We start from the raw sequence: 25,166 nt of genomic DNA on the forward strand, positions 1-25,166 counted from the left end.
CCGGGTCGGCCGCTGCGGGTCCGCAGGATCGTACGGCACCGCCGCGCGTCGGCGGGCGCGAGGTCACTCCCCCGGCTTGGCGAGGAGCTCGTAGCGCGGGTTGAAGATGGTGCGGCGCCCGTCGACGTCGCACACCAGGCCCTCGACGAGGGCACGACGACCGGGCTCGATCCCGGCGATGCGACGACGGCCCAGCCACACGAGGTCCACGACGCCGGAGCCGTCGAACAGCTCCACCTCCACCGTCGGGACGCCCTCGCGGGGACGCAGCACGACCGACCGCAGGACGCCGGAGATCTTGGCCCGGCGGCGGTTGGGCAGCTCGGACACGGCGCGGCAGCCCTTCTGCCGTGCGGCCTCGGAGCGCTCCTCGTCGGCGGCGAGCTCCTCCTGGGAGGCGAGGGCGGTGCGCCAGGCGTCCCGCAGGGTGGGGGCCATGTCAGCGGATCTCCGTGATCTCCGGCCCACGCGTCAGCGGGTCGAACGAGGGCGTCTCCGCCGCACCGGCGGGCGCCGGTGCCGCCGCTGCCGGCCCCTTGCCCGGCAGGTGCAGGGCGAGGAGGTCGCGCGGCGGGCGCGGGCTCTGGTCGCGCACGACGACGATGTTGGCGAACACGGACTCGAGCAGCCGGGCCTCGGCGGGGTCGACCGCCGCCTTGCCCGTGAGGACGCCGCGGAGGAACCAGCGCGGGCCGTCGAACCCGACGAACCGGGCGGGGCGCACGCCCGGGCGCCCGTCCGGCGTCTGCGCGGGGATGCGGGCGAGCAGCTCGCGGCCGAACGGGCCGGGGAGGTCGTCGACCGTGCCGCCCTGCTTGGTCACCGACGCGGCGATCTCGCCGCGGATCTCGTCCCAGATGCCGTCCGTGCGCGGCGCGGCGAAGGCCTGCACCTGCAGCCCGGAGCCCGCGACGGCGCACGCGACGCCGGTGATGCGCTGGGTCTTCTTGTCGACCTCCATGCGCAGCTCCATGCCGGGCACGCCGGGCAGCCACACGGCGCCCAGGTCGAGGCGGGGCCCGCGCTCGGGCACCTGGGAGGAGTCGTAGGGGCCGCGGGCGGGCTTCGCGTCGGTCGCCTCGACGACGGGAGCGCCGTCGTCGACCTGCTCGGACGTCGTGCCCGACGGCGCCGACGGCTCGGGCGACTCGGTCGGCTCGGACGACCTGGAGCGACGGAACAGACCCACGGAGGAACTCCTTCACCTGCCCGGCCCTCGGCCGGGACTCCTCGCGGGGCGCTCGCCCCGCGCTGCTTCCACACTAGCCCGCGCAGCGACGGTCGTGGTGCGACGTTCGCTGTGCGACGACGGGCGTGCGGCTCCTGCGCCGGCGCCCGTCCGCGACCTGTCAGGTCGCGGCGCCCCACCCGCCGCTCGACCCGAAGCCGCCCTCGCCCCGGTGCGACCCGGGCAGCCGCTCGGCCTGCACGAACCGCGCGCGCTCGACCTTCTGCACGACGAGCTGCGCGACGCGGTCGCCGCGGCGCAGGACGACGGCCTCCCGCGCGTCGGTGTTGAGCAGCGTCACCTTGATCTCGCCGCGGTAGCCCGCGTCGACGGTGCCCGGCGCGTTGACGACCGTCAGGCCGTGCTTCGCGGCGAGGCCGGAGCGCGGGTGCACGAACGCGGCGTAGCCGTCGGGCAGCGCGATCGAGACGCCCGTCGGGACGACGACGCGCTCCCCCGGTGCCAGCTCGACGTCGACGGTCGTCACGAGGTCGGCGCCGGCGTCGCCCGGGTGGGCGTAGGACGGCACCGGGACGTCGTCGAGGAGCGTGATGAGGACGTCGACGTCCCCGGTCTCGGGCTGGTGGTGGTTCGGCACCCGGCAGAGCCTAATGGTCCGGGGCGGGCCGGGCGAGCACGTCGGGCGACGCCCCGACTGCTGGGATGATGGACCCATGACGGACCCCGCCGACCGCAGCACGCCCTCCTCGACCCCGGGCACCGCCGGGGCACCCCGCGCGGAGGGCATGACGCCGTACCGCGAGCGGCTCGTCCCGGGCGTCGGCGGCTGGGCCGCGGCCCTCGGCTTCGCCCTGGTGCTCGGGATCGCGCTGTGGCCCGCGAGCCACGCCATCGCGCTCGGCGTGGGCGCGCTCGCCGCGGTGGCGGGCGTCGTCGGTCTCTGGTGGAGCTCCCCGGTCGTCGCCGTGGCGGACGGCGAGCTCCGCGCCGGCCGCGCGCACGTCCCGGCGTCGCTGCTCGGTCAGGTCACGACCCTCGACGCGGAGGCGATGCGCGTCCAGCTCGGCCCGCGGCTCGACGCCCGTGCCTACGTGTGCCTGCGCGCGTGGGCCCGCACCGGCGTGCACGTGGTGCTCGACGACCCGCAGGACCCGACGCCGTACTGGCTCGTCTCCACGCGCCACCCGCAGCGCCTCGCGGACGCGGTCCGGGCCGCACGCGCGTCCTGACGGGTGCGGCGCGACGCGCCACCAGGAACGGCGAAGGCCGCCGCCCCGGGGAGGGGGCGGCGGCCTTCGGGCGTCGTGCAGGTCAGGCGGCGCACTCCGAGCAGATCTGCTGCCCGTTCTTCTCGTACGCGAGCTGGCTGCGGTGGTGCACGAGGAAGCAGCTCGAGCACGTGAACTCGTCGGCCTGACGAGGCAGGACCCGGACGGAGAGCTCCTCGCCGGACAGGTCGGCACCGGGCAGCTCGAAACCTTCCGCCGCCTCGGTCTCGTCCTCGTCAACGACGCCCGAGCTCTTGTCGGAGCGACGAGCCTGGAGCTCCTGGAGCGAGTCCTCGCTGAGCTCCTCTTCACTCTTGCGGGGGGCGTCGTAGTCTGTTGCCATCTGTGGGGTCACTCTCCGGAGTATTCGTCGATCGCGACAGTGCCCGTCCGGGACCACCGGCGATGGCCGGTCGTGCCGGGCGGCACAGGTGCGGGGCGCGGGGGGCACCCCGTGACGTGTCGTGCCCCGAGGTCGTCGAGGCGTTGCACGCTGGTCAATGCACGGCGCACCGGAATTGTTCCCGGCGGGCCACCGGATTCTGCACCATTTCCGGGAGGGATGCACCCTGTGGCGCCCCGCCCGCCCGGTGTCGTTCGTCACGGGCGAACACGGGGTCGTCCGGCCCGGGGACGCGGGAACGCTCCCAGCCCCGTCGGGCGCGATCAGGCGCCGGTGTCGGCGTCCGCGTCCTCGAGGATCCGGACGAGCCGTGCGACCGCCTCGGGCGGCCCCGCGACGGTCATCTCGCGGTCCGCGGCGCGGCCGCGCAGACCCGTCACGCGCGCACCCGCCTCGTGCGCGACGAGCGCGCCCGCGGCCATGTCCCACGGGTTGAGGCCACGCTCGTAGTAGAGGTCGAGCTCGCCCGAGGCGACGAGGCACAGGTCGATCGCCGCGGAGCCGAGGCGACGGATGTCCCGGACCTGGGGCAGCACGTCGACCAGCACGCGCGCCTGCGCGCGGCGCCGCTCCGCGTCGTACCCGAAGCCCGTGCCCACGAGGCACTGCCCCAGGTCGGTCTCGGCGTTCACGCGGACCGGACGGCCGTCCACCGTCGCCCCGGCCCCGAGGCCCGCGGTCCAGGTGCGGCCGTCGACGACGGAGTGCACCGCGCCGGCGAGGACGGTCCACTCGAGCGGGTCCGGCGGGCCCACCACGGCGGCGACGGACACCGCGTACGACGCGATCCCGTAGAGGTAGTTGACCGTGCCGTCGACGGGGTCGATCACCCACGTGATGCCGGACGTGCCCGCCGACGCGCCCTCCTCCTCGCCGAGGATCGCGTCGTCCGGGCGGGCCGCCGCGATGCCGCGTCGCAGGAGCGCCTCGGAGTCGGCGTCCATGCGCGTCACGACGTCCGTGGCCGTCGACTTCGTGGCGGCCACCTCGACGCGGTCGGGGCGGCCGGAGCGGACCAGGTCGCCGGCCTCGCGCGCGAGGCGCTCGGCGAGGTCACGCAGGTCGGCCACGGTCACGTCGTCGGGCTGTCGGGGGTCGTCGATGAAGAGGCGCACGGATCACATCCTGCCCGACCCGCGGCGTGCGGTGCGACCCTCCCACGGGCCGGGGGCGGACCAGCCGAGGCGGAGGGAGAGGAGACGGAAGCCGAACACGAGCGCGAGGACCGCGGCCTGGGACAGCAGCCCGAGCGCGCCTGCCTCCGCGAGCCCGGCGGTGAGCGCGGCGCCCGCGAGCGCCGGGATCGCGTAGAGCTGCTTGTCCTGGAACAGGAGCGGCGCCTCGTTGGTCAGCAGGTCGCGCAGGATCCCGCCGCCGACGCCCGTGATGACGCCCACGAAGATCGCCGCGAGCGGGCCCACCCCGTAGTCGAGGCCCTTCATCGTGCCGGAGAGCACGAAGAGCGCGAGCGCGCCCGCGTCGAGCACGATGATGCCCCGCCGGAGCCGCTCGAGGCGCGGGTGCCAGAAGAAGGTCACGACGCCCGCGAGCACCGCGACCGCGACGAGCCGCCAGTCGGAGATCCCGACCGGGGGGATCGCGCCGATGAGGACGTCGCGCAGCAGACCGCCGCCGAGGCCGGCGACCCAGGCGAGGACCAGGACGCCCACGAGGTCGAACCGCTTGCGCACGGCGGCGAGCCCGCCCGAGAGCGCCGCGAAGAAGACGCCGCCGAGCTCGAGGGCGTCGCCGGGCACGAGGTCGAGGATCACACCCGGCATCATCCCAGCCGCCCGCACCCGGGGCGCGGACGAGCGCGCGCCGAGTCCGCGGCACACCGCGCGTGCTGCGCGGCTCGCGGGTGGGACGATGGCACCCTCGAGGGAGCGGTGACGCGGTCGTCGCGGTCCGCCGGCCCGGGAGACGGGCTCGCGGCACGGCACCGGCGACCGGAGCGGCATCGGGCGACCGGGCGGCTCCGGGAGCGGCACCGCGAGCGCCACCGGGCGCGGCGACACGGGAGGGTCCATGGACGAGCTGGAGCTGGTGAGACTGCACGAGGACGGGGAGCACCTCGTCCTGCGCGCGACGGGCGGCACGCAGTTCACGCTGCCGATCACCGAGGCGCTGCGCGCGGCCGTGCGCCGCGACCGCCCGCACCTGGAGCACCTGCGCGCGGAGGGCGAGCGCAACCTCGCCCCGCGCGAGATCCAGGCCCGGTTGCGCGCCGGGGAGTCCGTGGAGGCGGTCGCCGAGGCCGCCGGCCTCGGGGTCGAGCACGTGCGCCGCTTCGCGGGCCCGGTCGTCGCCGAGCAGGAGTACGTCGTCGACCGGGTCCGCGCCTCCCGTCAGGGGCACGAAGAGGACTCGCCGACCGTCGGGGAGCTCGTCGCGCAGCGGCTCGCCGCGCGCGACGTCGAGCCCGACGCCGTGGAGTGGAGCGCCGCTCGCCAGCCCGGGGCGTCGTGGGTCGTGACGGCGGCGTTCGAGGTCGGGACGGGCAGCCGGACGGCCCGCTGGGAGTACGACGCGGTGACGCGGGCGCTCCAGGCGCTCGACGACGAGGCCCGCTGGCTCTCGGGGACCGACGCCCCGCGCGACCCGACGCCCGGCGCCGTCGCGGTGTTCGACGTCGACGCGACGGGGCGGGGCCGGGCGCTCCGTGCCGCTCCCCCGACCCCGCCCGACGACGGGACGGCCGAGCTCCTCGACGACCTGAGCCAGCGCCGTGGCGTGCGCCCGCGCAAGGCCCCTGCGGGTCCCGTCGAGGTCGAGGGGCAGGAGCCGTTCGAGGGGTTCGGCCCGCAGGTGGGGGCCAGGCACGAGGACGAGTCGCAGGGCTCCCCGGACGACACGATCGCGCCCGCGGGGGCGACCGTCGTCCACCTCCCGACCGTCCGTCCGCTCGACGCGGTGCGTCTCCCGGACCCGACGCCCGACGACGCCCCGGACGACCCAGGCTCCGAGGACGGCCCGGCCGGCCGTCCGCCGCGCGAGGAACGCTCGGACGGCACCGGCTCCGCGGACGCGGACGAGCCGCCGCGCGCGGCGCCGCCCCAGGCCGCGCGCGAGCCCCGCAAGGGCAAGAACCGCTCGCGCGCGAAGGTCCCGAGCTGGGACGAGATCGTGTTCGGGGCTCGCCCGGAGTAGGCGCCGCGCGCCGAACCGAGGGCGCCGACCGGGCGCACCGTCCTGACGCACCGTCCCGGCGCGCCGGCTCAGTGCGGCAGGTCGAACGGCAGCCCGTCGGCCGCGGCCTGGCGGCGCGCGACGGCCGTGGTCATGCGGCGCATGTGGTGGCGACGGCAGAGCACCTCGTACCCGACCTCCCCCGAGCCTGCGCCGACGTCCCCGACGACGACCTGGTCGCCCTCGACGACCATGCTGCCGTCGACGGTGCGGGCGTTGTGCGTCGCGCGCCGGCCGCACCAGCACAGCGACTCGACCTGCAGCACCTCGACCCGGTCGGCGAGCTCGATCAGCCGGGCCGAGCCGGGGAAGAGCCGGGTGCGGAAGTCGGCCGTGATGCCGAACGCGAAGACGTCGATCTCGGTCTCGTCGACGAGCCGTGCGAGCTGCTCGACCTGCGCCGGGGAGTAGAACTGCGCCTCGTCGCAGACCAGGTAGTCCACCGGGTCCGGCTCGGCCGTGACGAGCGACCAGAAGTCCGTGTCGTCCCCCACCTCGCGCGCGACGACCTCGAGCCCGAGCCGCGACGAGAGCCGGTCGGACCCGGCCCGGTCGTTGCGGGAGAAGATGAGCCCCCGGCGGCCACGAGCGGCGTGGTTGTGGTCGAGCTGCAGGGCGAGGGTGGACTTGCCGCAGTCCATGGTCCCGGAGAAGAAGACGAGCTCGGCCATCGGCGTTCCTTCGCGAGGTCGGTGCGCGGTCGGTGCGCGGTCGGTCGGTGCGCGGTCGGTCGGTGCGGGGTCGCGGGCGGGCCGCGTCGTGGCGCCGGGCGTCGCGGGTGGTCAGGTACCGGCGACGAGCAGCGGGACGCGCATCTCGCGCTCCGTGAGCGAGCCGTGCACGCCGACGAGCGCGAGGGACGCGGGCGTCTGGGTGCGCGAGTCGACGACGGTGGCGCGGCCGCGCAGCGCGACGATCACGTCGCCCGCCGCCGCGACCGCCTCCGGCCGCGGGTCGGGCCCGAGGAGGCCGCGGGCGAGCACGTCCTCGCGCTCGAGGACGAGCGCGTCGTCGCCCAGGACGTCGCGCCAGCGGGCCGCGACGGCGGTCGTCTCCCCCGGCTCCGTGTAGACGTGCACCGCGCGCGGCTCGCCGCCGACGAGCGCGATGCCCCGTGCGAGCACCGGGTCGGTGGCGACGTCGCGGCGCAGACCCGGGTCGACGTCGACCATCCCGTGGTCGGCGGTGACGAGCACGAGGGTGCCCCGCGGGACCGACCGGGCGAGCCGGGCGAGCTCGCGGTCGAGCGCCTCGAGCTCGTCGCCCCACTGCCAGGACGTGCTGCCGTGATGGTGACCCGCCTTGTCCACCTCGCCCCAGTACAGGTAGACGAGGCCCGGCCGCTTGAGGGTCCGCACGGCGGCGTCGACGCGCGCCCCGAGGCCTTCGGCGGCGGCGTACGACCCGCCGCGCAGGGCCGCGACCGTCATGCCGGACCCGGCGAACCGCGCCGGGCCCGTCGAGGTCACCGCGACGCCCGCTCCGGCGAGCCGCTCGAGCACGGGCGCCTCGCGCTGGAGCTCCGCGGGTGGCGGGGCGCCGTCCCACGACACCATGTTGGCGAGCCCGCCCGTCGCGGGGTTGCGCTGCGTGTACCCGAGCATGCCCGTGCGCCCGGGGGCGGTGCCGGTGCCGAACGCGCCGATCGCGGCGGCCGTCGTGCTGGGGAAGGTCGAGGTGAGAGCCCGCGCGTCGGGCAGGAGCGAGCGCAGGAACGGCGCGTGCCCGGCGCGCTCGGCCAGGTTGACGTGCCCCAGCCCGTCGACGAGGACGACGCACACGCGCTCGGCGCGCGGCAGGTCGAGCGCCGCGCGCGCTTCCTCGCTGCCGATGCCCGTGGCGGTCGTGAACCGGGCGCCGAGCGCGCCCGCCGCCCCGGGGAGCACGGCGGCGAGGCCGCCGAGCCCGAGGTCGGGCGCGAGCAGGCCCGCGGGGAGCGCGGGGGTGGCAGGGGCCTCGTCCGTGCGTGCCTCGCTCACCGGGCGCTGTGCCTCGCGGTGGCGCGCGAGAGGGCGCGCGCGAAGTCGACCGCGGCGCGCACGGCGTCGCGGCCCTCCGCCTCTGCGCTCACCCGGACGACGACGTCGTCCGGCGTGATCTGCCCTGTGAGCCCGTGGTCGGCGTCACAGTTCGGGTCCGCGCACCCGGCCGGTTCGAGGTCGACGCGCGAGACCGCGCCCCAGCCGAGGGCGAGCGTCACCTCGAGCGGCGCGGTGCCCGCGCGGTGCTCGTGCGGCTCGGCCACGACGTGCGTGAGCGAGACCGACCGCACCTCGGCCAGCGGCACCGACTCGGTCGTGGCGGCGGCGGACGCGGATGGGTTCTCGCTGTCCGCCGGGTGGTCGTCGACGTGCGCCGTGACGAGCCGCGTGGGGGTCAGGACGAGCACGGTGAGGTGACGCCGTACCTCCGACGCGTCGAACGTCGTCTCCGGGAGCACGAGGTGCGAGACGATCTCCTCCCCCGCGACCGCGAGGTCGAGGACGTCCGCGACGAGCTCCGGGTAGTAGCCGGCGCGGTGGAGCTGGGTCGTCAGGTCGGTCCAGGGGTTCGAGGTTGCTGAGGGCACCCGCGCATTCTCCCATCCGGGGAGCGACTGCGGCCACCCGCCCTCGCCACCTGTGGACGGCCGGGGCGGACCTCAGCCGGGCAGGGCGCGGCGCAGCGCGTCGGCGCGCTGGGCGTCTGCGAGCGTGACGCGCGCGCTGAGGACCGCGGCCTCGTGCTCGGACACCACGACGGGGTACAGCTCGAGGCTGCGCACCTCGGGCAGGTCGTCCGCGAGCACGGACACCCGCGCCAGGACGTCCTCGAGCGCGGCCGTGGCCACGACGTGCGTGCCCATGTACCCGAAGAGCCGCGGTGCCGCGCGCACCGAGCGCACCATGGCCGCGACGTCCACGTCGGTCAGCGGCGGCACCCCGTACGCGACGTCGCCCAGGAGGTCGACCGCGTCGCCCGCGAGGCCGAACGACACGACGGGCCCGAAGAGCTGGTCCTCCGTCGAGCGCACCACGCACGCGACGCCCGCGTCGGCCATCGCCTGCACCTCGAACGGCTGGTCGGCCGCGCCCGGCAGCACGGCCGCGAGCGCCTCGCGCATCTGCGCGACGTCGGACCGCAGCTCCGTCTCGTCCGCGATGTCGAGGCGCACGCCGCCGAGGTCCGCCCGGTGGCGCAGCCCGGCCGCCGTGCTCTTGAGCGCGACGGGCCAGCCGATCTCGCGCGCGGCCGCGACGGCCTCGTCGGCGGTCCGGACGCGGCGGGCGGGCCACACGCGGACGCCGTAGCACGCGAGCAGGTCGGCGGTCGTCGCCGGGTCGAGGTCGACGGCGTCCCGGCCCGCCAGGGCGCCCTCGACGAGGGCGCGGGCGCGGCCCGCGTCGACGCCCGCGGGGCGCACGGGCGTCCCGTGGTCCGCCTCGCGCCAGCGGGCGTAGCGCACGACGGCGCCGAGCGCGGCGACCGCGTCCTCGGGCGTGGAGTAGGCGGGGACCCGCAGCAGGGTGTCGGACGCGCCGCCGTCGGGTGCCGGGGCCGAGAGCTCGTCGGTGAGGCCGTGGAGCCCCAGCATGCTCGCGACGGTCGTGCGGCCGGTGCGCGCTGCCGCGAGCGCGACGGCCCGGGAGAGGTCCGCGCGGCGGGGGTGCACCACGGGGACCTGGACCACCACGACGACGTCGCACGCGTCCGGCGCGTAGAGCGCGTCGACCGTGGCGGCGAGCTCGTCCGACGACGCGTCCTCGGGCAGGAAGTCCGACCGCGCGACGACGAGGCCCGCCGACGACGACGCCTCCGCGACGAGCGCGGCGAGCGACGCCGAGCTGGCGAGGATGCCGACGCGGCGCCCGCCCGGGAGCGGCTGGTGCGCGAGGAGCTGGGCGATGTCGATCATGTGGTGCGTGTTCTCGGCCCGGATCACGCCCGACTGGCGCAGCATCTCCTCGAGCGTGCGGCGGGGCGCGCGCGTCGACCGCACGGCGTGGCCCGGCGGCACGACCTGGCCCGAGCGCCCGGCCGTGACGACCACGACGGGCTTGACCGACGCGAGGCGGCGCGCGATGCGCGAGAACTTGCGCGGGTTGCCGATCGACTCGAGGTACAGGCAGACCACCTGCGTCGCGGCGTCGTCCTGCCAGTACTGCATGAGGTCGTTGCCCGACACGTCCGCGCGGTGGCCCGCGGACAGGAACGACGACACGCCCAGCCCGCGTCGCGCCGTCGTGGCGAGCAGCGTGACGGCCATGGGCGCGGACTGGCTGAACAGCCCGACGACGCCAGGCAGCGGCAGGTCCTCGGCGAGCGTCGCCGCGAGCGCGGGCCGCTCGCGGGTCTCGCCCGTGCGCAGCAGGCCGTAGCTCGCAGGCCCGACGACGCGCAGCCCCGCCGTGTGGGCGACGCGCAGGAGCTCGCGCTGGAGCGCGAGCCCGTCCGGCCCGGTCTCGGCGAACCCGGCGGACAGCACGACGACGCCGCGCACCTCGAGGCGCGCGAGCTGGCGGACCGCCTCGATCGCGTCCGGCGGCGGCAGCGCGACGACCGCGAGGTCCACCGGGCCGGGGACGTCGGCGAGGGTGGCGTGGGCACGGGCCGCCGCCCCGCCGTCGGGCACGCCCGCGCCCCCCACCACGTGGACGGTCACGTCCGGGCTGCGCACGAGCGCGGCCAGGGCACGGTGCGCGAGGACGCGGTCGAGAGGTGCGCCGGCGTGGTCCGGCCCTTCGCCCGGCGGCACGCCGGGCCCCACGAGCACGACGCTCGTCGCCCCGAGCAGCCCCTGCATGCTCCGCGCCTCCGCGCGGTGCTCGCGGTCCGCCATGACGGCCCGGGACCGTTCCGTCGGGTCGAGGTCGACGCTCACCTGGACGAACCCGTCGTCCATCTGCTGGCGCACGTCGTACCCGGCCTCACGGAAGACGGCAAGCATCTTGCCGTTCTGCGGCAGCACCTCGGCGGTGAAGCGCCGCACGCCGCGCTCGCGCGCGGCCGCCGCGACGTGCTCGAGCAGCACGGAGCCCAGCCCCCGGCCCTGGGCCGAGTCGGCGATGTTGAAGGCGACCTCGGCCTCGCTCGTGCCCGTGCGGTCGAAGCGCGCGACGCCGATGATGTCCTCGCCGACGTCGTCGGCCCGCTCCTCGGCTGCCGGGTCCGAGGCACCGCCGTCCGCGCCGTCGCGCGGACGGACGGCGACGAGCGCGACGCGGTCGACGTGGTCGACGCGCGTGAACCGGTCCAGGTCGCGCTCCGACAGCCGCTCCATGGGGGCGAAGAAGCGCAGGTAGGTCGAGCGCTCGGACTGGCCCACGTGGAACCGCTGCAGCGCGTCGGCGTCCTCGGGACGGATGGGGCGCACGTGCGTCGTCGTCCCGTCGCGCAGGACGACGTCCGCCTCCCACTCCACCGGGTACCGGTCCGGGCCCCGCCCGGCTGCGCCGCCGTCGCTCACGCCCCCAGGCTATGCGGTCCCCGGCGCGGTGCGCCTGCGCCACCCCGGCCCGACCTGGGAGGACAATGGTCCCTCGACAGACATCGCGACGCGGCGTGTCGGACGGTTGGCGTACCCTCGCGTGCGGCGCGCAACCGCAGCACGCCACCCCCGGCGCACGCCGGCACAGATCCCGCGCCCTCGCGGCGCACCGAACGGCAGGAGCCCGCAGGCACATGGCGCGCAAGTCCTCGACCCCCTCGCTCGACCCGGCCGAGGTGAACGAGAAGATCGTCGACGTCGACGTCCAGGCGGAGATGGAGACGTCGTTCCTCGAGTACGCCTACTCCGTCATCTACTCCCGCGCGCTGCCCGACGCTCGTGACGGCCTCAAGCCCGTCCAGCGCCGCATCCTCTACATGATGGCCGACATGGGGCTGCGCCCCGACCGCGCGCACGTGAAGTCCGCGCGTGTCGTCGGCGAGGTCATGGGCAAGCTGCACCCGCACGGGGACGCCGCGATCTACGACGCGCTCGTGCGCCTCTCGCAGGACTTCTCGCTGCGCCTCCCGCTCGTCGACGGGCACGGCAACTTCGGCACGCTCGACGACGGCCCCGCCGCGTCCCGGTACACCGAGGCGCGCCTCGCTCCCCCGTCGCTCGCGATGACGGCCGGGCTGGACGAGGACGTCGTCGACTTCGTCCCGAACTACGACAACAAGCTCCAGCAGCCGGAGGTGCTGCCGGCGGCGATCCCCAACCTGCTCGTCAACGGGGCGTCGGGCATCGCGGTCGGCATGGCGACCAACATGGCGCCGCACAACCTCGTCGAGGTCGTCGCCGCGGCACGCCACCTCGTCGCGCACCCGGACGCCGACCTCGACGCGCTCATGCGGTTCGTCCCCGGCCCCGACCTGCCGACGGGCGGCAAGATCGTCGGGCTCGACGGCGTGCGCGACGCCTACCGCACCGGCCGCGGCACCTTCCGCACGCGCGCCACCGCGCGGGTGGAGAACCTCACCCCGCGCCGCAAGGGCATCGTCATCACCGAGCTGCCCTACCTCGTCGGGCCGGAGAAGGTGATCGAGAAGATCGCCGAGGGCGTCAAGACCAAGAAGATCCAGGGCATCACCGCCGCGACCGACCTCACGGACCGCGAGCACGGGCTGCGGATCGTCGTCGAGGTGAAGACGGGCTTCAACCCCGAGGCGGTGCTGGAGCAGCTCTACAAGTTCACGCCGCTCGAGGACTCGTTCGGCATGAACAACGTCGCGCTCGTCGACGGGCAGCCGCGCACGCTCGGCCTGCGCGAGATGCTCACGGTGTGGGTGAACCACCGGATCGACGTGGTCCGCCGGCGCTCGGCCCACCGGCTGCGCAAGCGGTCCGAGCGGCTCCACCTCGTGGACGGCCTGCTCATCGCCATCGTCGACATCGACGAGGTCATCCAGGTGATCCGGTCCTCGGACGACACCGCGACGGCCCGCGGACGCCTCCAGACCGTGTTCGACCTGTCCGAGCCGCAGGCGGAGTACATCCTCGAGCTCCAGCTGCGCCGCCTCACCAAGTTCTCCCGCATCGAGCTCGAGAAGGAGCAGGAGACGCTGCGCCGCGAGATCGAGGAGCTGCAGGAGATCCTCGGCAGCGACGCGAAGCTCCGGGCCGTGGTCTCGGGCGAGATGGCGGACGTCGCCAAGACGTACGGGACGCCGCGCCGCACCATCCTCCTGGAGTCCGCCGGCGCTGCGCCGACCACGACCGCGGCCGTGCCGCTCGAGGTCGCGGACACGCCCTGCTGGGCGCTGTTCTCGGCCACCGGTCTGCTCGCGCGCACGAGCGACGAGACGGAGCCCGCGCGCAGCGGGCCCCGCGCCGCCCACGACGTGCTGCGGGCCGTCGTGCGCACGACGGCGCGCGGCGAGGTCGGCCTCGTGACGAGCCGCGGGCGCATGGTCCGCGTGTCCGTGCTCGACCTGCCCGCGCTGCCGCCCACCGACAACGCGCCGAGCCTGTCCGGCGGCGTGCCGCTCAGCGAGGTCGTCGCGCTCGATCCCGGCGAGGAGGCCGTGACGATCGCGTCGCTCGACGCGGACGCTCCCCCGCTCGCCCTCGGCACGGCGCAGGGCGTCGTCAAGCGCGTCACCCCGGGCGACGTGCCGAACAACCGCGACGACTGGGAGGTCATCGGCCTCAAGGACGGCGACACCGTCGTCGGCGCGGCGCCCGCGACCGACGCGGACGAGGTCGTGTTCATCAGCACCGACGCGTCGCTGCTGCACTTCGACGCGTCGGCCGTGCGACCGCAGGGACGCGCGGCCGGCGGCATGGCCGGGATCCGGCTCGCCGACGGCCACCGCGTCGCGTTCTTCGGCGTCGTACCGGCCGACGTGCGCGACCTCGGGGTCGTCGTCACCGTCGCCGGGTCGTCGGGCGCCCTCGCGGGCACCCAGACCGGGGCCGGCAAGGTCACGCCGTACGAGCTCTACCCCGGCAAGGGCCGCGGCACCGGCGGCGTCCGTGCCCAGCGGTTCCTCAAGGGCGAGGACGCGCTGATCCTCGCGTGGGTGGGGCAGGGCCCCGCCCGTGCCACGGGCTCCGGCGGCCAGGCCGTCGACCTGCCCGAGGTCGACCAGCGCCGCGACGGGTCGGGCACGCCGCTCGCCTCGCCGGTCACGGCCGTCGGCTGAGGCACGAGCCGATGCGCCCGCCGCCGTCGGACCGCGCCTCCCTCCGGCACGGACTCTCGGCGGCGGTGGACGTCCACTACCCGCCCGACGGCGGGGCGAACGCCGCGGTCGTCGTCGCCGCGGACCCGACGTTCCGGAACGTGCTGGAGACACGGACGGTCTGGGTACCCACCGTCGCGCCGTACGTGCCCGGACGGTTCTTCGAGCGCGAGCTCCCGCCGCTGCTCGCCGTACTCTCGCAGGTCCCTGCTCTCGACCTGCTGATCATCGACGGCTACGTGACGCTCGACGCGGACGGAACTCCGGGCCTGGGGGCACACGTGGCGCGGTCGGGTGCTGCTCCGACGGTGATCGGTGTCGCGAAGACGCCGTTCCGGTCCGCGGCGCACGCCGTTGACGTCCTGCGCGGCGCGAGTGCCCGTCCGCTCCACGTCACCGCGACGGGGATCGACCTGGGCTCCGCGGCACGACTGGTCACGGACCTCCCCGGCGGCGGGCGCATCCCTGACCCGCTGCAGCTCGTCGACCGGATCGCGCGCTCCGCCCCTGCTCGCGCCTGAGGCCTTGTCAAGCCCGTGGGCCGCGGGTGATATCGTGTCAATGATATCGGAGGTGATCCATGGAACAGGTCCTCATCCGCAATCTCCCTGCCGGCACCAAAGCAGCCCTCCGCGCACGCGCGAAGCAGCACCACCGTTCAGTGGAGGCAGAGGCCCGGAGTCTGCTCACGACGGCACTTGCCCGCGACCCGGTGACCATGGTCGACCTGCTCGGGACGGACGAGGGCGCCGACATCGAGTTCGAGCCGCAGCGCGTCGGCCTGACGTCGCGCGACGTCGACCTGTGAGGTATCTCCTCGACACCAACGTCGTGTCGGCGCTGCGCGTTCGAGGACGCCATCCCACCGTCGAGCGTTGGGCGTCCTCGATCCCGGTCCGCGACCAGTACGTCGCTGCACCGACGATCGCCGAGATCGAGCGCGGGATCGTTGCCAAGGGACGGGAGGACGCCGCTCAGGGCATGATCCTGCGCCGATGGTTCGAGGAGAACGTCCTCCCCGCCTTCGCAGAGCGCGTCGCACCCTTTGATCTCGCCGCGGCACGAGTCCTCGCCACCTTCCGCGTGCCGGAGCACGCCCCTCTCGACGACGCCGTCATCGCCGCGACCGCACGATCCCGGGAAGCGGTGGTCGCCACACGCAACGTCAGGCACTTCGCTCCGCTCGAGGTCGAGACCGTCAACCCGTGGGATCCGACGACCTGGCGCTGAGGCCTGTCTGACATCCGGGCCGCGGCGAGGCGCCGCTCGGGATCCTCGTCACCGATCCCGAACCAGGTACTGCCAGGACCCTGTTGGAGCGGGACTCCCAGGTGGTCGCGCACCGGGTGTCGAATGGTGATCGCACCTGATCCCCACCGGCAACGGAGAGCTCCTTGAAGGCCACCGTCATCTACGGCGCGGGCGACGTCCGCGTCGAGACCCGCCCCGACCCGACGATCGTCGAGCCGACCGACGCGATCGTGCGCACGGTGCGCGCGTGCGTCTGCGGGTCCGACCTGCACCCCTACCGTTCCATGGCGCACACCGACCAGGGCGTCCCGATCGGGCACGAGCTCCTCGGCGTCGTCGAGGAGACCGGGTCAGCCGTCACGACCGTCCGCACGGGCGACCTCGTCATCGCGCCGTTCGCGTGGTCGGACAACACGTGCCCCGTGTGCCGCGACGGCTTCCAGACCGCGTGCCCGCACGGCGGGTTCTACGGCAACCCCGGAGACGTCGGTGGCCAGCAGGCCGAGCTCGCGCGCATCCCGCTCGCGGACGGCAGCCTCGTCGCCGTGCCGGACGTCGACGAGACGAGCCCGCTCCTCCCCTCGCTGCTCACCCTCTCGGACGTGTACCTCACCGGCTACCACGCGGCGCACATGGCACGCGTCTCCGCGCGGACGACCGTCACCGTCATCGGCGACGGCGCCGTCGGGCTGTCCGCCGTGCTCGCCGCACGGCAGATGGGCGCCGAGCGCATCATCCTCATGGGCCGCCACACGTCGCGGACCGACCTGGGGCGCGAGTGGGGCGCGACCGACGTCGTCGCCGAGCGGGGCGCCGAGGGGATCCAGCGGGTCCGTGACCTCACCGGCGGCCTGGGCAGCCACGTCGTGCTGGAGGCCGTCGGGCACATGCCCGCCTACGAGCAGTCCTACGGCGTCGTGCGCGCGGGGGGCGTGATCAGCCGCGTCGGCGTCCAGCAGTACGAGGACGCACCGGTCGGGTTCGGCTCGCTCTTCGGCCGCAACATCACGCTCACCGGCGGGCCCGCACCCGTCCGCGCGTACCTCGAGGATGCGATCCCGCAGGTGCTCCGCGGCGAGATCGACCCCGGCCGGGTGTTCGACAAGACCGTCGCGATCGACGACATCGCCGAGGGCTACGCCGCGATGGACCGCCGCGAGTCCCTCAAGACGCTCGTCGCGTTCTGAACGACGTCCTGACAGGAGGAGAGACATGAGCACCGAGAGGCAACCGACGACGCCGACCGTGAAGGGACCCGCCTCGTGGTTCACCGGTGACGTCTGGTTCAACTCCTACTACGCGGGCACGGAGCCGTCGCGGGCGCGCCTGAATCTCGTCCGCTTCGCCCCCGGCGCGCACACCGCGTGGCACCGGCACGCCGTCGGGCAGACGCTGCACGTCACCGAGGGGTTCGGCTACGTGCAGTCGCGGGGCGAGGAGGTCGTCGAGCTCCGGCCGGGCGACACCGTCTACACGCCCCCGGGCGAGTGGCACTGGCACGGCGCGAGCGGTGACAGCTTCCTGTGCCATCTCGCGCTGTGGGAGGCGCCCGCGCCCGGCGTCGACGAGCCCGAGACGACGTGGGGCGACCTCCTCGCCCCCGAGGAGTACCCGGGCTGACGTGCCCCCGCGCGGGTGGGAGGCCACGGCACTCCCGCCCGCGCGGCCCGCCGTCGTCCCGACGTACCGTGAAAGACGTGGAGGCCATGGACAACCGTTCCGAGGTGCGCGAGTTCCTCATGAGCCGCCGGGCCCGGGTGACCCCCGAGCAGGCCGGCATCGAGACGTTCGGCGGCCGTCGCCGCGTCGCGGGACTACGCCGCGACGAGGTCGCGCGGCTCGCCGGCGTGAGCGTGGACTACTACACGCGGCTCGAGCGCGGAAACCTGCGGGGCGTGTCCGACGTCGTGCTCGAGTCGGTGGCGCGTGCCCTGCTCCTCGACGCGGCCGAGCGCGAGCACCTGCTCGACCTCGCGCGCACCGCGAACCCCGTCGGCGCCCGCCCGCAGCGCGGCCACGGCGACACCCCGGTGCGCCCCGAGCTGCAGTACCTGCTCGACGCGATCACGACGGCGCCCGCGTTCATCCAGAACAACCGCATGGACCTCGTCGCAGCCAACGCGCTCGGGTACGCGATGTACGCGCCGATGACCGCGGGCTCCGCGGGCCCGGCGAACTTCTCGCGGCACATCTTCCTCGACCCCGCGTCGCACGACTTCTACCCCGACTGGGACCGCGCGGCGTGGACGAACGTCACGATCCTGCGCCGCGAGGCCGGCCGCAGCCCGCACGACTGGCGCCTCCAGGCCCTCGTGGGCGAGCTCTCGACGCGGAGCGAGCGGTTCCGCGAGCTGTGGGCGTCCCACGACGTGCGCCGGCACTACGCCGGGCAGAAGACGTTCCGCCACCCCGTCGTCGGGAACCTCGAGCTGCACTACCAGACGCTCGAGCTCCACGGCGACCCCGGGCTCGGCATGACCGTGTACACCGCGACGCCGGGCTCCCCGACCGAGGAGTCGCTGCGCCTGCTCGCGTCGTGGGCGGCCACCGCGACCGCGGCCGCCGCGCCGTCGCGCACCGACTGAGAGGGACCCGTGGACCTGGACGACCTGCTGGCCGAGCTCGACGCCGGGCGGACGATCCCCGGCGGCTCGCCGCTGCACGCCGTCATGCACAGCACGAGCCAGGAGGCGCTGCGCATCGCCGGCGAGCTCAACGGCGCCTACCGCTCGCCCGAGCGCGTCCGCGAGCTGCTCGCGGAGCTGACGGGCAGGCCCGTGCACGAGTCCGTGAACCTCTTCCCGCCCTTCACGGCCGACTTCGGCAAGAACCTCACCCTCGGCCGGGACGTCTTCATCAACTCCGGCTGCCGGTTCCAGGACCAGGGCGGCATCGTCGTCGGGGACGGCTGCCTCATCGGTCACAGCGCCGTCCTCACGACGCTCAACCACGACCTCGACCCCGCCCGACGCGCCGACATGCATCCCGCGCGCGTCGTCCTCGGCCGCAACGTGTGGCTCGGGGCGAACGTGACCGTCCTCCCCGGCGTCAGCATCGGGGACGATGCCGTCGTCGGGGCCGGCTCCGTCGTCACCCGGGACGTCCCCGCCTGCACCGTCGTCGTCGGCACGCCCGCGCGCGTCGTCCGCTCGCTCGAGGCCTGAGGGTCAGTCGCCCTCGAACCGCAGCTCCCATCCAGGTTCCCCACGACACCGTTCGGCCAGCGCGACGACCTTGTCGATGACGGCGGCTTCGGACCGATCCGATCTGGACCTCAGGACGTGCAACTCGTCGAGGAGCTGCTCCATCTCTGAGCCGCTGAGGACGACGTCACCGTAGGGGTCGACACGCGCGAGCATCGGCAACCCGCTGGCGGGAAGGAGGCGGGCCAGCACGTCGCCGTCGTCGAGCACCACGGCGATCGACGTCGTCGAACGACGTCGCGGGCTCGTCCCCTCCTGGACGATCCGCGCAAGCGTCACGTCGACGCCCACGCGGCGCTGCCCTTCTCCTCGACGGGAGCCGCTGCGGCGCGCTCCCGGCGCAGCACCCCGAGGACGAGGAGCACCTGCCCGACGACGTAGGTGAGCATCACCCAGAAGCCGTGCGCGGGCAGGGCGTACCACGGCGCGAACGCGTTGAGGGCGATGAGCGCGTCGGACACGAGGAACACCGCCCCGCCGACGGCCGCGAGGCGGTCGACGCCCGTCGCCGTCACGGCCATCAGCACGAGGCACGCGCCGTACACGACGACCGGGACGAGCAGCGTCCCGGCACCGGGCGTGCACGCGACGACGAGTGCGACGAAGGCGAGCAGGTACGGCGCGAGCGCGAGCGGGCGACGCAGCACCGACCCCGCGCGGAAGGGCCAGAACGCGAGCGTGTACGTCACCTGGGCGCACAGGAAGAACCCGACCATGACGAGAAACGGCGTGTCGCCGTCGGCGAGGTCGGGGGCCGTGTCGCCGAGCCACGAGAAGCCCAGCGCGACGAGCGTGAGGCGGACCAGCCGCGAGCGCCGGGCGGGACCGCCGCCGTCGCGTCGTCCGCCGTCGCGTCGTCGCGTGGCGAGCCACAGGCAGACCGCGAGGAGGGGCATGAGGAACCACTGTGACGCGTCGGCGAGCGTCGAGGCGCCCGCGAGCTGCGCGGCGAGGTGGACGAGGGTGAGCAGGGCGAGCGCGCCCCACGCGGCGAGCATGGGTGTCGGGACTCCTTCGGTCGTGCTGCCGGCACCGTTGCCGGGACGAGCGATTGTAGGCCCGGGAGTCCTCACCGGCGGGCGACGTCGTCGGGAGCCCCTGCGACGACCGCCTCCATCGCGGACCGGCAGCGGGTGAGGAGCTCCGCGACGTCGGCGGGAGCGGCGCCGCGGGGATGCTCGGCCGGGAGGATCGTCAGGTGGATCGGCGGCCGGGGGCGCCACCAGGGCCGTCGGCCGTAGGTGAAGACCATCGGCACGACGGGCACGCCCAGCCGGCAGGCGTACACGAACGCGCCGCGCTGGAACGGGCGCAGGGTCGTGTCGTACATGACGAGCACGCCCTCGGGGAAGAAGTGCACGCCCTGGCCCGCGTCGACGGTCCGGCGCAGTCGCGCCTCGAACGCGGAGAGCTCTCCCGGCCCGCGGGGCAGCGGGACGGCGAGCAGGTGGCTGACCAGGAGGCCCGCCACGGGCAGGTGGAAGTTCGAGGGCTGCGAGACGACGGCGGCGCGACGGCCGCGGAACTGTCCGGCGACCCACGGGCCGTCCAGGTAGTGCACGTGGTTGGCGATCGAGACGACCCCACCGCGCTCGGAGACGAGGTGCTCGCGCCCCGTGACCCGCAGCCCGTGGACGACGTACCCGTACCCCCGCACGACGGCCATCGCGACGTCGAAGAACACCGCGTCGAAGCGGCTCCAGAGCCGCGGCGTCGCGCGCCTGGTCGCGCGGTCAGCGGCCATGCGCGCGCCCCCGCGCCCTGCCTTCGGGGTCGTCCCGGTCGGTGGCCCTGAGGGCCACCGCGTCCTGACCGTCGTCGACCGCCTGGCGCAGCATGTCCTCGATCTGGGGGACGCACAGTTCGAGCGCGTGCTCCCGGCCGACCTCGGCATAGGCCGGACCCATGCGGGCCCGCTCGTCGTCGTGCTCGATCCAGTAGTCGATCGCGCGCGCGAGGTCGGCGGCGTCCCCGGCGCGGAAGAGGCTGCGCTCGTCGAGCGCGAACTGCCCGGTCGCCGACGCGCGGGAGTCGGAGATCACCGGGACGAGGCCGGTGGCGACCGCTTCGAGGCAGCCGAGGGCCTCGATCTCCGCGTCGGCGGCGTGCACGTACAGGTCGCTCATGGCCAGCACGTCCCGGAGCTCGTCCTGGGCGAGGAAGCCGATCCGCGGTGGGTGCGGCAGGCTCGCGCCCTGCTGGGCGTACCTCTCCGCGAGCGGACCGCGCCCGGCGAGCACGAGCTGGATGCGGTCGGCGTGCCGGGACCGGCCGACGGCGTCGAGGAGCACGTCCTGCCGCTTCTCGCGCGAGAGCCGCCCGGTCATGGTGATGACGAACCGGCCGGCCAGGTCGGCGCTCTTGGGCAGCGTGCGCGGGACGAACCCGGGGTCGACGCCGTTGGACACCACGTGCAGGGCCGCCCGGTAGCCGTGGTCGCGCAGCTCCCCGGCGATGAACCGGCTGGGGCAGTGGACGTGCCCGAACCGGTCGTAGAACGGCCGGAACACCGCGTACACGAGGTGGTTCAGCGGCGCGACCCGCCCCAGGCCGAGGCTGTAGGTGACGTTCTCCGGCTGCACGTGGAACGCGGCGGTGGACGGGACGCCGAGCGCGTCCGCGAGCCGCTTGGTCCGGGAGCCGAGCCAGAACGGCGACATGACGTGCGCGACGTCGGCCCAGCGCAGGGCGTCGCGCAGCACGTCGTCGTCGGGCTTGGCGAGGACCCAGCCCTGCCCCGCGATCACCCGGTCGAAGCCCGGGACACCGCGGGGTTCCAGGCGGTAGTGCACGACGCCGTCCGCGCGGTCCTCGGGGTCGGCACCACCTGGGCGGGCCGCGCCTCGGCAGCACGCGACGCGCACCTCGTGGCCGCGCTCACGCAGGGCGACGGCGAAGCGACGCGCGGAGATCGTGGTCCCGTTGGTGGGATCCTCGAACTGGTCGATGACGAGCAGGACGCGCACCCGCGGCTCCCTTGCGACGCGCGGCGCGTGGTCGCGCCTGCTGACGGGATGCCGTCAGGCTAGGGGATCGCGGGTGACCAGGGCCGGACCGCCGGGCGCGTGTCGTGCCGCCGTGCCGTGCTCACCGGGCGATGTTCCGCCCGCGTGCCCGCCGGTCAGGGCGACGGCGCGGACGCCCCGGGCGCGTCGGCGACCAGGACGCGACCGTCGCGCACCTGCGCCGCGAACACCGTCAGCGGCCTGCGGTCCTTGCCACCGGCGTCGAGCACCTCGCCGGTGTCGACGTCCCACACCTGCTTGAGCATGGGGGTGGTGACCGTGTTGACGTCACGCTCCGCGCCGTCGTCGGCGGTCACCCGGTGCGTGCCGACGAGGCCGCGCGACATGACGTTGGCGCCCGAGTACGGGTCCCGCTGCTGGACGGCGCGCACGGTGCCGTCGGCGAGCCGGAAGACGGCGACCTGGGTGTCGCCCAGGAGCGCGCCGGCCCCGCGCTCGGGGTCGAGGTCGTCGAGCGCGCAGATGTCGACGAACGTGCTCATCGGGCGTCCTCCAGCTCGGCGCGGGCCGCGGCGAGCGCGACGTCGCGCGCGGCGCGCGGGTCGGGGTAGGCGTCGGCGTCGCCCTCGGCTGCGGGTCGGACCTGGCCGCGCTCGGGGACGAACGCGAGGTCGCCGTCGATCGCCTCGGGCGCGTTGACGAACGGTGTGAACTTGCGCAGCTTGGCCGGGTCGGCGAGCGTCGCGCCCCACTCGTCCTCGTAGTCGCGCACGTGCTCGGCCATCGCGGCCTCGAGCTGGTCCGCGATCCCGAGCGAGTCCTCGACGACGACGCGCCGCAGCTCCTCCAGCCCGCCCGCGCGCTCCGCGACCCACGGCGCCGTGCGCTGCAGGCGGTCGGCCTCCTGGACGTAGAGCATGAGGAACCGGTCGACGTAGCGGACCAGCGTCTCGTCGTCGAGGTCCTCGGCGAGGAGCTGGGCGTGCGCCGGCTGGGCCCCGCCGTTGCCGCCGACGTAGAGGTTCCAGCCCTTGTGCGTGGCGATGATGCCGACGTCCTTGCCGCGCGCCTCGGCGCACTCGCGGGCGCAGCCGGAGACGCCGAACTTGATCTTGTGCGGCGAGCGGAGCCCGCGGTAGCGCAGCTCGAGCCGGACCGCCATCGCCGACGAGTCCTGCACGCCGAACCGGCACCACGTGCGCCCGACGCACGTCTTCACCGTGCGCAGCGACTTCCCGTACGCGTGCCCGGACTCGAAGCCGACGGCCGTCAGGCGCCGCCAGATCTCCGGGAGCTGGTCGAGCCGCGCGCCGAACATCGCGAGGCGCTGGCCGCCGGTCACGCGCACGTAGAGCCCGAAGTCGTCGGCGACCTTCGCGAACTCCAGGAGCTGGTCGGCACGCACCTCTCCCCCGGGCATGCGCGGGATCACCGAGTACGTGCCGTTCTTCTGCAGGTTCGCCATGACGTGGTCGTTGGTGTCCTGCAGCGCGGCCTGCTCGCCCTCCAGGACGTGCCCGCGACGCAGCGTCGAGAGGATCGACGCGACCGTCGGGCGGCAGACGGCGCACCCGCGCCCTGTCCCGTGCGCCGCGACGACCTCGGTGAACGTCCGCAGGCCCTCCTCGCGGACGAGCCTGTACAGCGTGGCGCGGGACATCGCGAAGTGCTCGCACAGCGCGTCCGAGACCGTGACGCCCGCCCGGGAGAGCTCGGCGTTCAGCAGCTTGGTGAGCGCCGGCACGCACGACCCGCACACCGTGCCGGCCGTCGTGCACTCCTTGACCTGCCCGATCGTCCGGCAGCCGTGCTCGGTCACGGCCGAGCGGACCGTCCCGGCGTCGACGTTGTTGCACGAGCAGACGACGGCCTCGTCCGGCAGCTCGGTCTCGGCCAGGCCCTCGCCGTCGGGCGCGATGACGGCGGCGGGGTCGGCGCCGAGCGGGCGGCCGAGCAGGGGCCGCAGGGCGGAGTAGAGCTCGATGTCGCCGACGAACACGCCGCCGAGCAGCGTGGTCGCGTCGTCCGAGAGCACGAGCTTGCGGTAGCGGCGGTGGATCGGGTCGACGAACGACACCTCCAGCGCGCCCGCGCTCACGGCGTTCACGTCGCCGAACGACGCCGCCTCGACGCCCACGCCCTTGAGCTTGGTGCCGTCGTCGGCGCGGCGGTGCACCCGCTCGCCGCCCAGGAAGCGGTCGACGACGACGTCCGCCATGTCGTTCCCCGGCGCGACCAGGCCCGCGCACACGCCGTCGACCGACGCGCACTCGCCGATCGCCCACACGCCCGGGTCGGAGGTCTGGCACGCCTCGCCGACGACGACGCCGCCGCGCTCGCCGATGGCCAGGCCGGCCTCACGTGCCACGCGGTCGCGCGGGCGGATGCCCACGGAGAAGACGACGACGTCCGTCGGCAGGGCGGACCCGTCGGTGAGCTCGACGGACCCCACGGACCCGTCGCCCGCGGGCAGGAACCGGTGGGCGCCCGCGCCCGTGCGCACCGTGACGCCCAGGTCCTCGATCAGCAGGCGCAGCATCTCGCCGCCGCCCTGGTCGAGCTGGACGCTCATGAGCCGGTCGGCGAACTCCACGACCGTGGCCTCGGCACCCAGCCGCTGGAGCGCCGCTGCGGCCTCGAGACCCAGCACGCCACCGCCGACGACGACGCCGCGCACCGCCCGGCCCAGCGTCCGCTCGCGCAGGCGCACCCACTCGGCCAGCCGCTCGACGTCGTCCAGCGTGCGGTAGGTGAACAGGCCCGGCAGGTCCGTGCCCTCCGCGCGCGGCGTCCACGCCCACGAGCCCGTCGCGAGCACCGCGCGGTCGTAGTGGACCTGGCGGCCCGACCGCGTCGTCACGACGCTCGCCGTGCGGTCGAGCGTCGCGACCGCGTCACCCGTGACGAGGGTGACGCGCGGGTCGTCCCACACGCCGCGGTCCAGGGTGAGCGCCTGGGCGTCGCGCGCGTCGAACCACTCGGACAGGTGCACGCGGTCGTACGGCTCGTGCGGCTCGTCGCCGATCACCGTGAGCGACCAGCCGCCCTCGGGGTCGCGCGAGCGCAGGCCCGCGACCAGGCGGTGGGCCGTCATGCCGGCGCCGACGACGACGATCCGGTCGCCGTCCAGGGGACCGCCGGCGGCGGGAGCGTCCGCGTCCGACGGGGAGTGAGAGAGGGAGGCCACGGGGAGCACTTTCGAGAGGCGGGGGCTGCGTCGAGGTCCCGGTCCGGGTGCGACCGGTACCCTGCTCCCGACCCTAGGGGAGGCGGTCCGGCCACATCGGCCGTCTGGGACCAAGGTCCCCAATACCCCCATCGAAGGCCATCACGCGCTGCCCCGGTGCGGTCAGGACGGCACGACGCCGCGCCCCGGGGACGGGGGCGCGGCGTCGGGCGATGGGCGCGTCAGACGTCGGCCACGGTGGCCGGACGAGTGGCGCGACGCCGTGGGTCAGACGGTATGAGTAGCTCCCGGGTCGGCCCGGGTCGCGCGGGCGGGGCCTCGCTATGAAGGTCGTGGGTTACCGAGCAGATTGCCCTGCC

25 protein-coding genes and 2 pseudogenes are annotated in these 25,166 nt (G+C 74.9%); 11 read left to right on the plus strand and 16 right to left on the minus strand.

Annotation, left to right across the window (positions count from 1 at the left end):
* Positions 1-63: 63 nt before the first annotated feature.
* From ACFC2L_RS17965 to dut, 3 genes are all read right to left on the minus strand, one after another.
* Positions 64-438, minus strand: a complete 375-nt coding sequence (locus tag ACFC2L_RS17965) for an OB-fold nucleic acid binding domain-containing protein (protein ID WP_087471902.1) — start codon at positions 436-438, stop codon at positions 64-66.
* A 1-nt stretch (position 439) separates the two neighbouring features.
* A complete protein-coding gene (locus ACFC2L_RS17970) occupies positions 440-1,189 on the minus strand; it encodes a DUF3710 domain-containing protein (RefSeq protein WP_375825704.1) in 750 nt (249 codons plus the stop codon).
* 160 nt (positions 1,190-1,349) lie between these two features.
* The gene (gene dut / locus ACFC2L_RS17975; protein WP_375825705.1) at positions 1,350-1,826 is read right to left on the minus strand and encodes a dUTP diphosphatase; all 477 of its coding nucleotides are present in this window, start codon (positions 1,824-1,826) and stop codon (positions 1,350-1,352) included.
* Between the two features lie 76 nt (positions 1,827-1,902).
* Here dut and ACFC2L_RS17980 point away from each other — a divergent pair, with 76 nt between their 5' ends.
* Positions 1,903-2,418: a DUF3093 domain-containing protein gene (locus ACFC2L_RS17980; protein ID WP_375825706.1), complete on the plus strand. Its 516-nt coding sequence runs from the start codon at positions 1,903-1,905 to the stop codon at positions 2,416-2,418.
* A gap of 82 nt (positions 2,419-2,500) precedes the next feature.
* On the opposite strand, the gene ACFC2L_RS17985 is transcribed toward ACFC2L_RS17980, so the two are convergent.
* From ACFC2L_RS17985 to ACFC2L_RS17995, 3 genes are all read right to left on the minus strand, one after another.
* Positions 2,501-2,800 (minus strand): DUF4193 domain-containing protein, encoded by a 300-nt coding sequence (locus ACFC2L_RS17985; protein ID WP_047234722.1) that lies wholly within the window; start codon positions 2,798-2,800, stop codon positions 2,501-2,503.
* A gap of 323 nt (positions 2,801-3,123) precedes the next feature.
* The gene (locus tag ACFC2L_RS17990; protein ID WP_375825707.1) at positions 3,124-3,975 is read right to left on the minus strand and encodes an inositol monophosphatase family protein; all 852 of its coding nucleotides are present in this window, start codon (positions 3,973-3,975) and stop codon (positions 3,124-3,126) included.
* Between the two features lie 3 nt (positions 3,976-3,978).
* A complete protein-coding gene (locus ACFC2L_RS17995) occupies positions 3,979-4,641 on the minus strand; it encodes a trimeric intracellular cation channel family protein (RefSeq protein WP_375825708.1) in 663 nt (220 codons plus the stop codon).
* A 247-nt stretch (positions 4,642-4,888) separates the two neighbouring features.
* On the opposite strand from ACFC2L_RS17995, the gene sepH reads away from it, so the two are divergent.
* Positions 4,889-6,010, plus strand: a complete 1,122-nt coding sequence (gene sepH / locus ACFC2L_RS18000; RefSeq protein WP_375825709.1) for a septation protein SepH — start codon at positions 4,889-4,891, stop codon at positions 6,008-6,010.
* A gap of 68 nt (positions 6,011-6,078) precedes the next feature.
* On the opposite strand, the gene ACFC2L_RS18005 is transcribed toward sepH, so the two are convergent.
* The 4 genes from ACFC2L_RS18005 to ACFC2L_RS18020 all read right to left on the minus strand — a co-directional run bounded on the left by ACFC2L_RS18005 (position 6,079) and on the right by ACFC2L_RS18020 (position 11,495).
* Entirely contained in the window at positions 6,079-6,720 is a 642-nt protein-coding gene (locus ACFC2L_RS18005; protein WP_375825711.1) for a thymidine kinase, read from the minus strand.
* Between the two features lie 111 nt (positions 6,721-6,831).
* Positions 6,832-8,028 (minus strand): alkaline phosphatase family protein, encoded by a 1,197-nt coding sequence (locus ACFC2L_RS18010; protein WP_375825712.1) that lies wholly within the window; start codon positions 8,026-8,028, stop codon positions 6,832-6,834.
* Complete coding sequence (locus tag ACFC2L_RS18015; RefSeq protein ID WP_375807624.1) at positions 8,025-8,618, minus strand: DUF5998 family protein; 594 nt, start codon at positions 8,616-8,618, stop codon at positions 8,025-8,027. Before ACFC2L_RS18015 ends, ACFC2L_RS18010 begins: the two co-directional genes overlap by 4 nt.
* A gap of 72 nt (positions 8,619-8,690) precedes the next feature.
* Positions 8,691-11,495 (minus strand): GNAT family N-acetyltransferase, encoded by a 2,805-nt coding sequence (locus tag ACFC2L_RS18020; RefSeq protein ID WP_375825713.1) that lies wholly within the window; start codon positions 11,493-11,495, stop codon positions 8,691-8,693.
* A 215-nt stretch (positions 11,496-11,710) separates the two neighbouring features.
* Between ACFC2L_RS18020 and ACFC2L_RS18025 the strand changes: the two genes are divergently transcribed.
* From ACFC2L_RS18025 to ACFC2L_RS18065, 9 genes and pseudogenes are all read left to right on the plus strand, one after another.
* Positions 11,711-14,161 carry a DNA topoisomerase (ATP-hydrolyzing) subunit A gene (locus tag ACFC2L_RS18025; RefSeq protein WP_375825714.1) on the plus strand — a complete coding sequence of 817 codons (2,451 nt, stop codon included), beginning with the start codon at positions 11,711-11,713 and terminating at the stop codon, positions 14,159-14,161.
* Between the two features lie 65 nt (positions 14,162-14,226).
* On the plus strand, positions 14,227-14,721 hold the full coding sequence (locus ACFC2L_RS18030) for an endonuclease V (RefSeq protein ID WP_375825715.1): 495 nt from the start codon (positions 14,227-14,229) through the stop codon (positions 14,719-14,721).
* A gap of 59 nt (positions 14,722-14,780) precedes the next feature.
* A complete protein-coding gene (locus tag ACFC2L_RS18035) occupies positions 14,781-15,008 on the plus strand; it encodes an antitoxin (protein ID WP_087471891.1) in 228 nt (75 codons plus the stop codon).
* Positions 15,005-15,430, plus strand: a complete 426-nt coding sequence (locus tag ACFC2L_RS18040) for a type II toxin-antitoxin system VapC family toxin (RefSeq protein ID WP_375825716.1) — start codon at positions 15,005-15,007, stop codon at positions 15,428-15,430. The genes ACFC2L_RS18035 and ACFC2L_RS18040 overlap by 4 nt, the downstream gene beginning before the upstream one ends.
* A gap of 164 nt (positions 15,431-15,594) precedes the next feature.
* Positions 15,595-15,990 (plus strand): annotated as a pseudogene (locus tag ACFC2L_RS18045) (alcohol dehydrogenase catalytic domain-containing protein); the annotation flags it as partial.
* Positions 15,991-16,047: 57 nt separating this feature from the next.
* Positions 16,048-16,638, plus strand: a pseudogene (locus tag ACFC2L_RS18050) (zinc-binding dehydrogenase); the annotation flags it as partial.
* 25 nt (positions 16,639-16,663) lie between these two features.
* Positions 16,664-17,071, plus strand: coding sequence for a cupin domain-containing protein (locus tag ACFC2L_RS18055; RefSeq protein ID WP_353709395.1), 408 nt, complete (start codon positions 16,664-16,666; stop codon positions 17,069-17,071).
* 86 nt (positions 17,072-17,157) lie between these two features.
* Positions 17,158-18,036: a helix-turn-helix transcriptional regulator gene (locus tag ACFC2L_RS18060; protein WP_375825717.1), complete on the plus strand. Its 879-nt coding sequence runs from the start codon at positions 17,158-17,160 to the stop codon at positions 18,034-18,036.
* A gap of 9 nt (positions 18,037-18,045) precedes the next feature.
* On the plus strand, positions 18,046-18,615 hold the full coding sequence (locus tag ACFC2L_RS18065; protein WP_375825718.1) for a DapH/DapD/GlmU-related protein: 570 nt from the start codon (positions 18,046-18,048) through the stop codon (positions 18,613-18,615).
* Between the two features lie 3 nt (positions 18,616-18,618).
* Here ACFC2L_RS18065 and ACFC2L_RS18070 read toward each other — a convergent pair whose 3' ends face one another.
* The 6 genes from ACFC2L_RS18070 to nirB all read right to left on the minus strand — a co-directional run bounded on the left by ACFC2L_RS18070 (position 18,619) and on the right by nirB (position 24,807).
* Positions 18,619-18,945, minus strand: coding sequence for a hypothetical protein (locus tag ACFC2L_RS18070; protein WP_375825719.1), 327 nt, complete (start codon positions 18,943-18,945; stop codon positions 18,619-18,621).
* The gene (locus ACFC2L_RS18075) at positions 18,930-19,652 is read right to left on the minus strand and encodes a lysoplasmalogenase (protein ID WP_375825721.1); all 723 of its coding nucleotides are present in this window, start codon (positions 19,650-19,652) and stop codon (positions 18,930-18,932) included. The genes ACFC2L_RS18070 and ACFC2L_RS18075 overlap by 16 nt, the downstream gene beginning before the upstream one ends.
* Before the next feature lie 71 nt (positions 19,653-19,723).
* On the minus strand, positions 19,724-20,398 hold the full coding sequence (locus ACFC2L_RS18080; RefSeq protein WP_375825722.1) for a lysophospholipid acyltransferase family protein: 675 nt from the start codon (positions 20,396-20,398) through the stop codon (positions 19,724-19,726).
* On the minus strand, positions 20,388-21,620 hold the full coding sequence (locus ACFC2L_RS18085; protein WP_375825723.1) for a glycosyltransferase: 1,233 nt from the start codon (positions 21,618-21,620) through the stop codon (positions 20,388-20,390). Before ACFC2L_RS18085 ends, ACFC2L_RS18080 begins: the two co-directional genes overlap by 11 nt.
* Before the next feature lie 155 nt (positions 21,621-21,775).
* Entirely contained in the window at positions 21,776-22,162 is a 387-nt protein-coding gene (locus ACFC2L_RS18090; protein ID WP_375825724.1) for a nitrite reductase (NAD(P)H) small subunit, read from the minus strand.
* Complete coding sequence (gene nirB / locus ACFC2L_RS18095) at positions 22,159-24,807, minus strand: nitrite reductase large subunit NirB (protein ID WP_375825725.1); 2,649 nt, start codon at positions 24,805-24,807, stop codon at positions 22,159-22,161. Before nirB ends, ACFC2L_RS18090 begins: the two co-directional genes overlap by 4 nt.
* Positions 24,808-25,166 lie beyond the last annotated feature (359 nt).

It is taken from the genome of Cellulosimicrobium sp. NPDC055967, assembly GCF_042269845.1.
GTDB lineage: Bacteria > Actinomycetota > Actinomycetes > Actinomycetales > Cellulomonadaceae > Cellulosimicrobium.

Bases quoted from the DNA above. Each gene is read 5' to 3' on its own strand.
- ACFC2L_RS17965 (WP_087471902.1), bottom strand. From the start codon at position 438: ATGGCCCCCACCCTGCGGGACGCCTGGCGCACCGCCCTCGCCTCCCAG.
- ACFC2L_RS17980 (WP_375825706.1), top strand. From the start codon at position 1,903: ATGACGGACCCCGCCGACCGCAGCACGCCCTCCTCGACCCCGGGCACC.
- ACFC2L_RS17985 (WP_047234722.1), bottom strand. From the start codon at position 2,800: ATGGCAACAGACTACGACGCCCCCCGCAAGAGTGAAGAGGAGCTCAGC.
- ACFC2L_RS17995 (WP_375825708.1), bottom strand. From the start codon at position 4,641: ATGCCGGGTGTGATCCTCGACCTCGTGCCCGGCGACGCCCTCGAGCTC.
- sepH (WP_375825709.1), top strand. From the start codon at position 4,889: ATGGACGAGCTGGAGCTGGTGAGACTGCACGAGGACGGGGAGCACCTC.
- ACFC2L_RS18005 (WP_375825711.1), bottom strand. From the start codon at position 6,720: ATGGCCGAGCTCGTCTTCTTCTCCGGGACCATGGACTGCGGCAAGTCC.
- ACFC2L_RS18025 (WP_375825714.1), top strand. From the start codon at position 11,711: ATGGCGCGCAAGTCCTCGACCCCCTCGCTCGACCCGGCCGAGGTGAAC.
- ACFC2L_RS18035 (WP_087471891.1), top strand. From the start codon at position 14,781: ATGGAACAGGTCCTCATCCGCAATCTCCCTGCCGGCACCAAAGCAGCC.
- ACFC2L_RS18055 (WP_353709395.1), top strand. From the start codon at position 16,664: ATGAGCACCGAGAGGCAACCGACGACGCCGACCGTGAAGGGACCCGCC.
- ACFC2L_RS18060 (WP_375825717.1), top strand. From the start codon at position 17,158: ATGGACAACCGTTCCGAGGTGCGCGAGTTCCTCATGAGCCGCCGGGCC.
- ACFC2L_RS18075 (WP_375825721.1), bottom strand. From the start codon at position 19,652: ATGCTCGCCGCGTGGGGCGCGCTCGCCCTGCTCACCCTCGTCCACCTC.
- ACFC2L_RS18080 (WP_375825722.1), bottom strand. From the start codon at position 20,398: ATGGCCGCTGACCGCGCGACCAGGCGCGCGACGCCGCGGCTCTGGAGC.
- ACFC2L_RS18090 (WP_375825724.1), bottom strand. From the start codon at position 22,162: ATGAGCACGTTCGTCGACATCTGCGCGCTCGACGACCTCGACCCCGAG.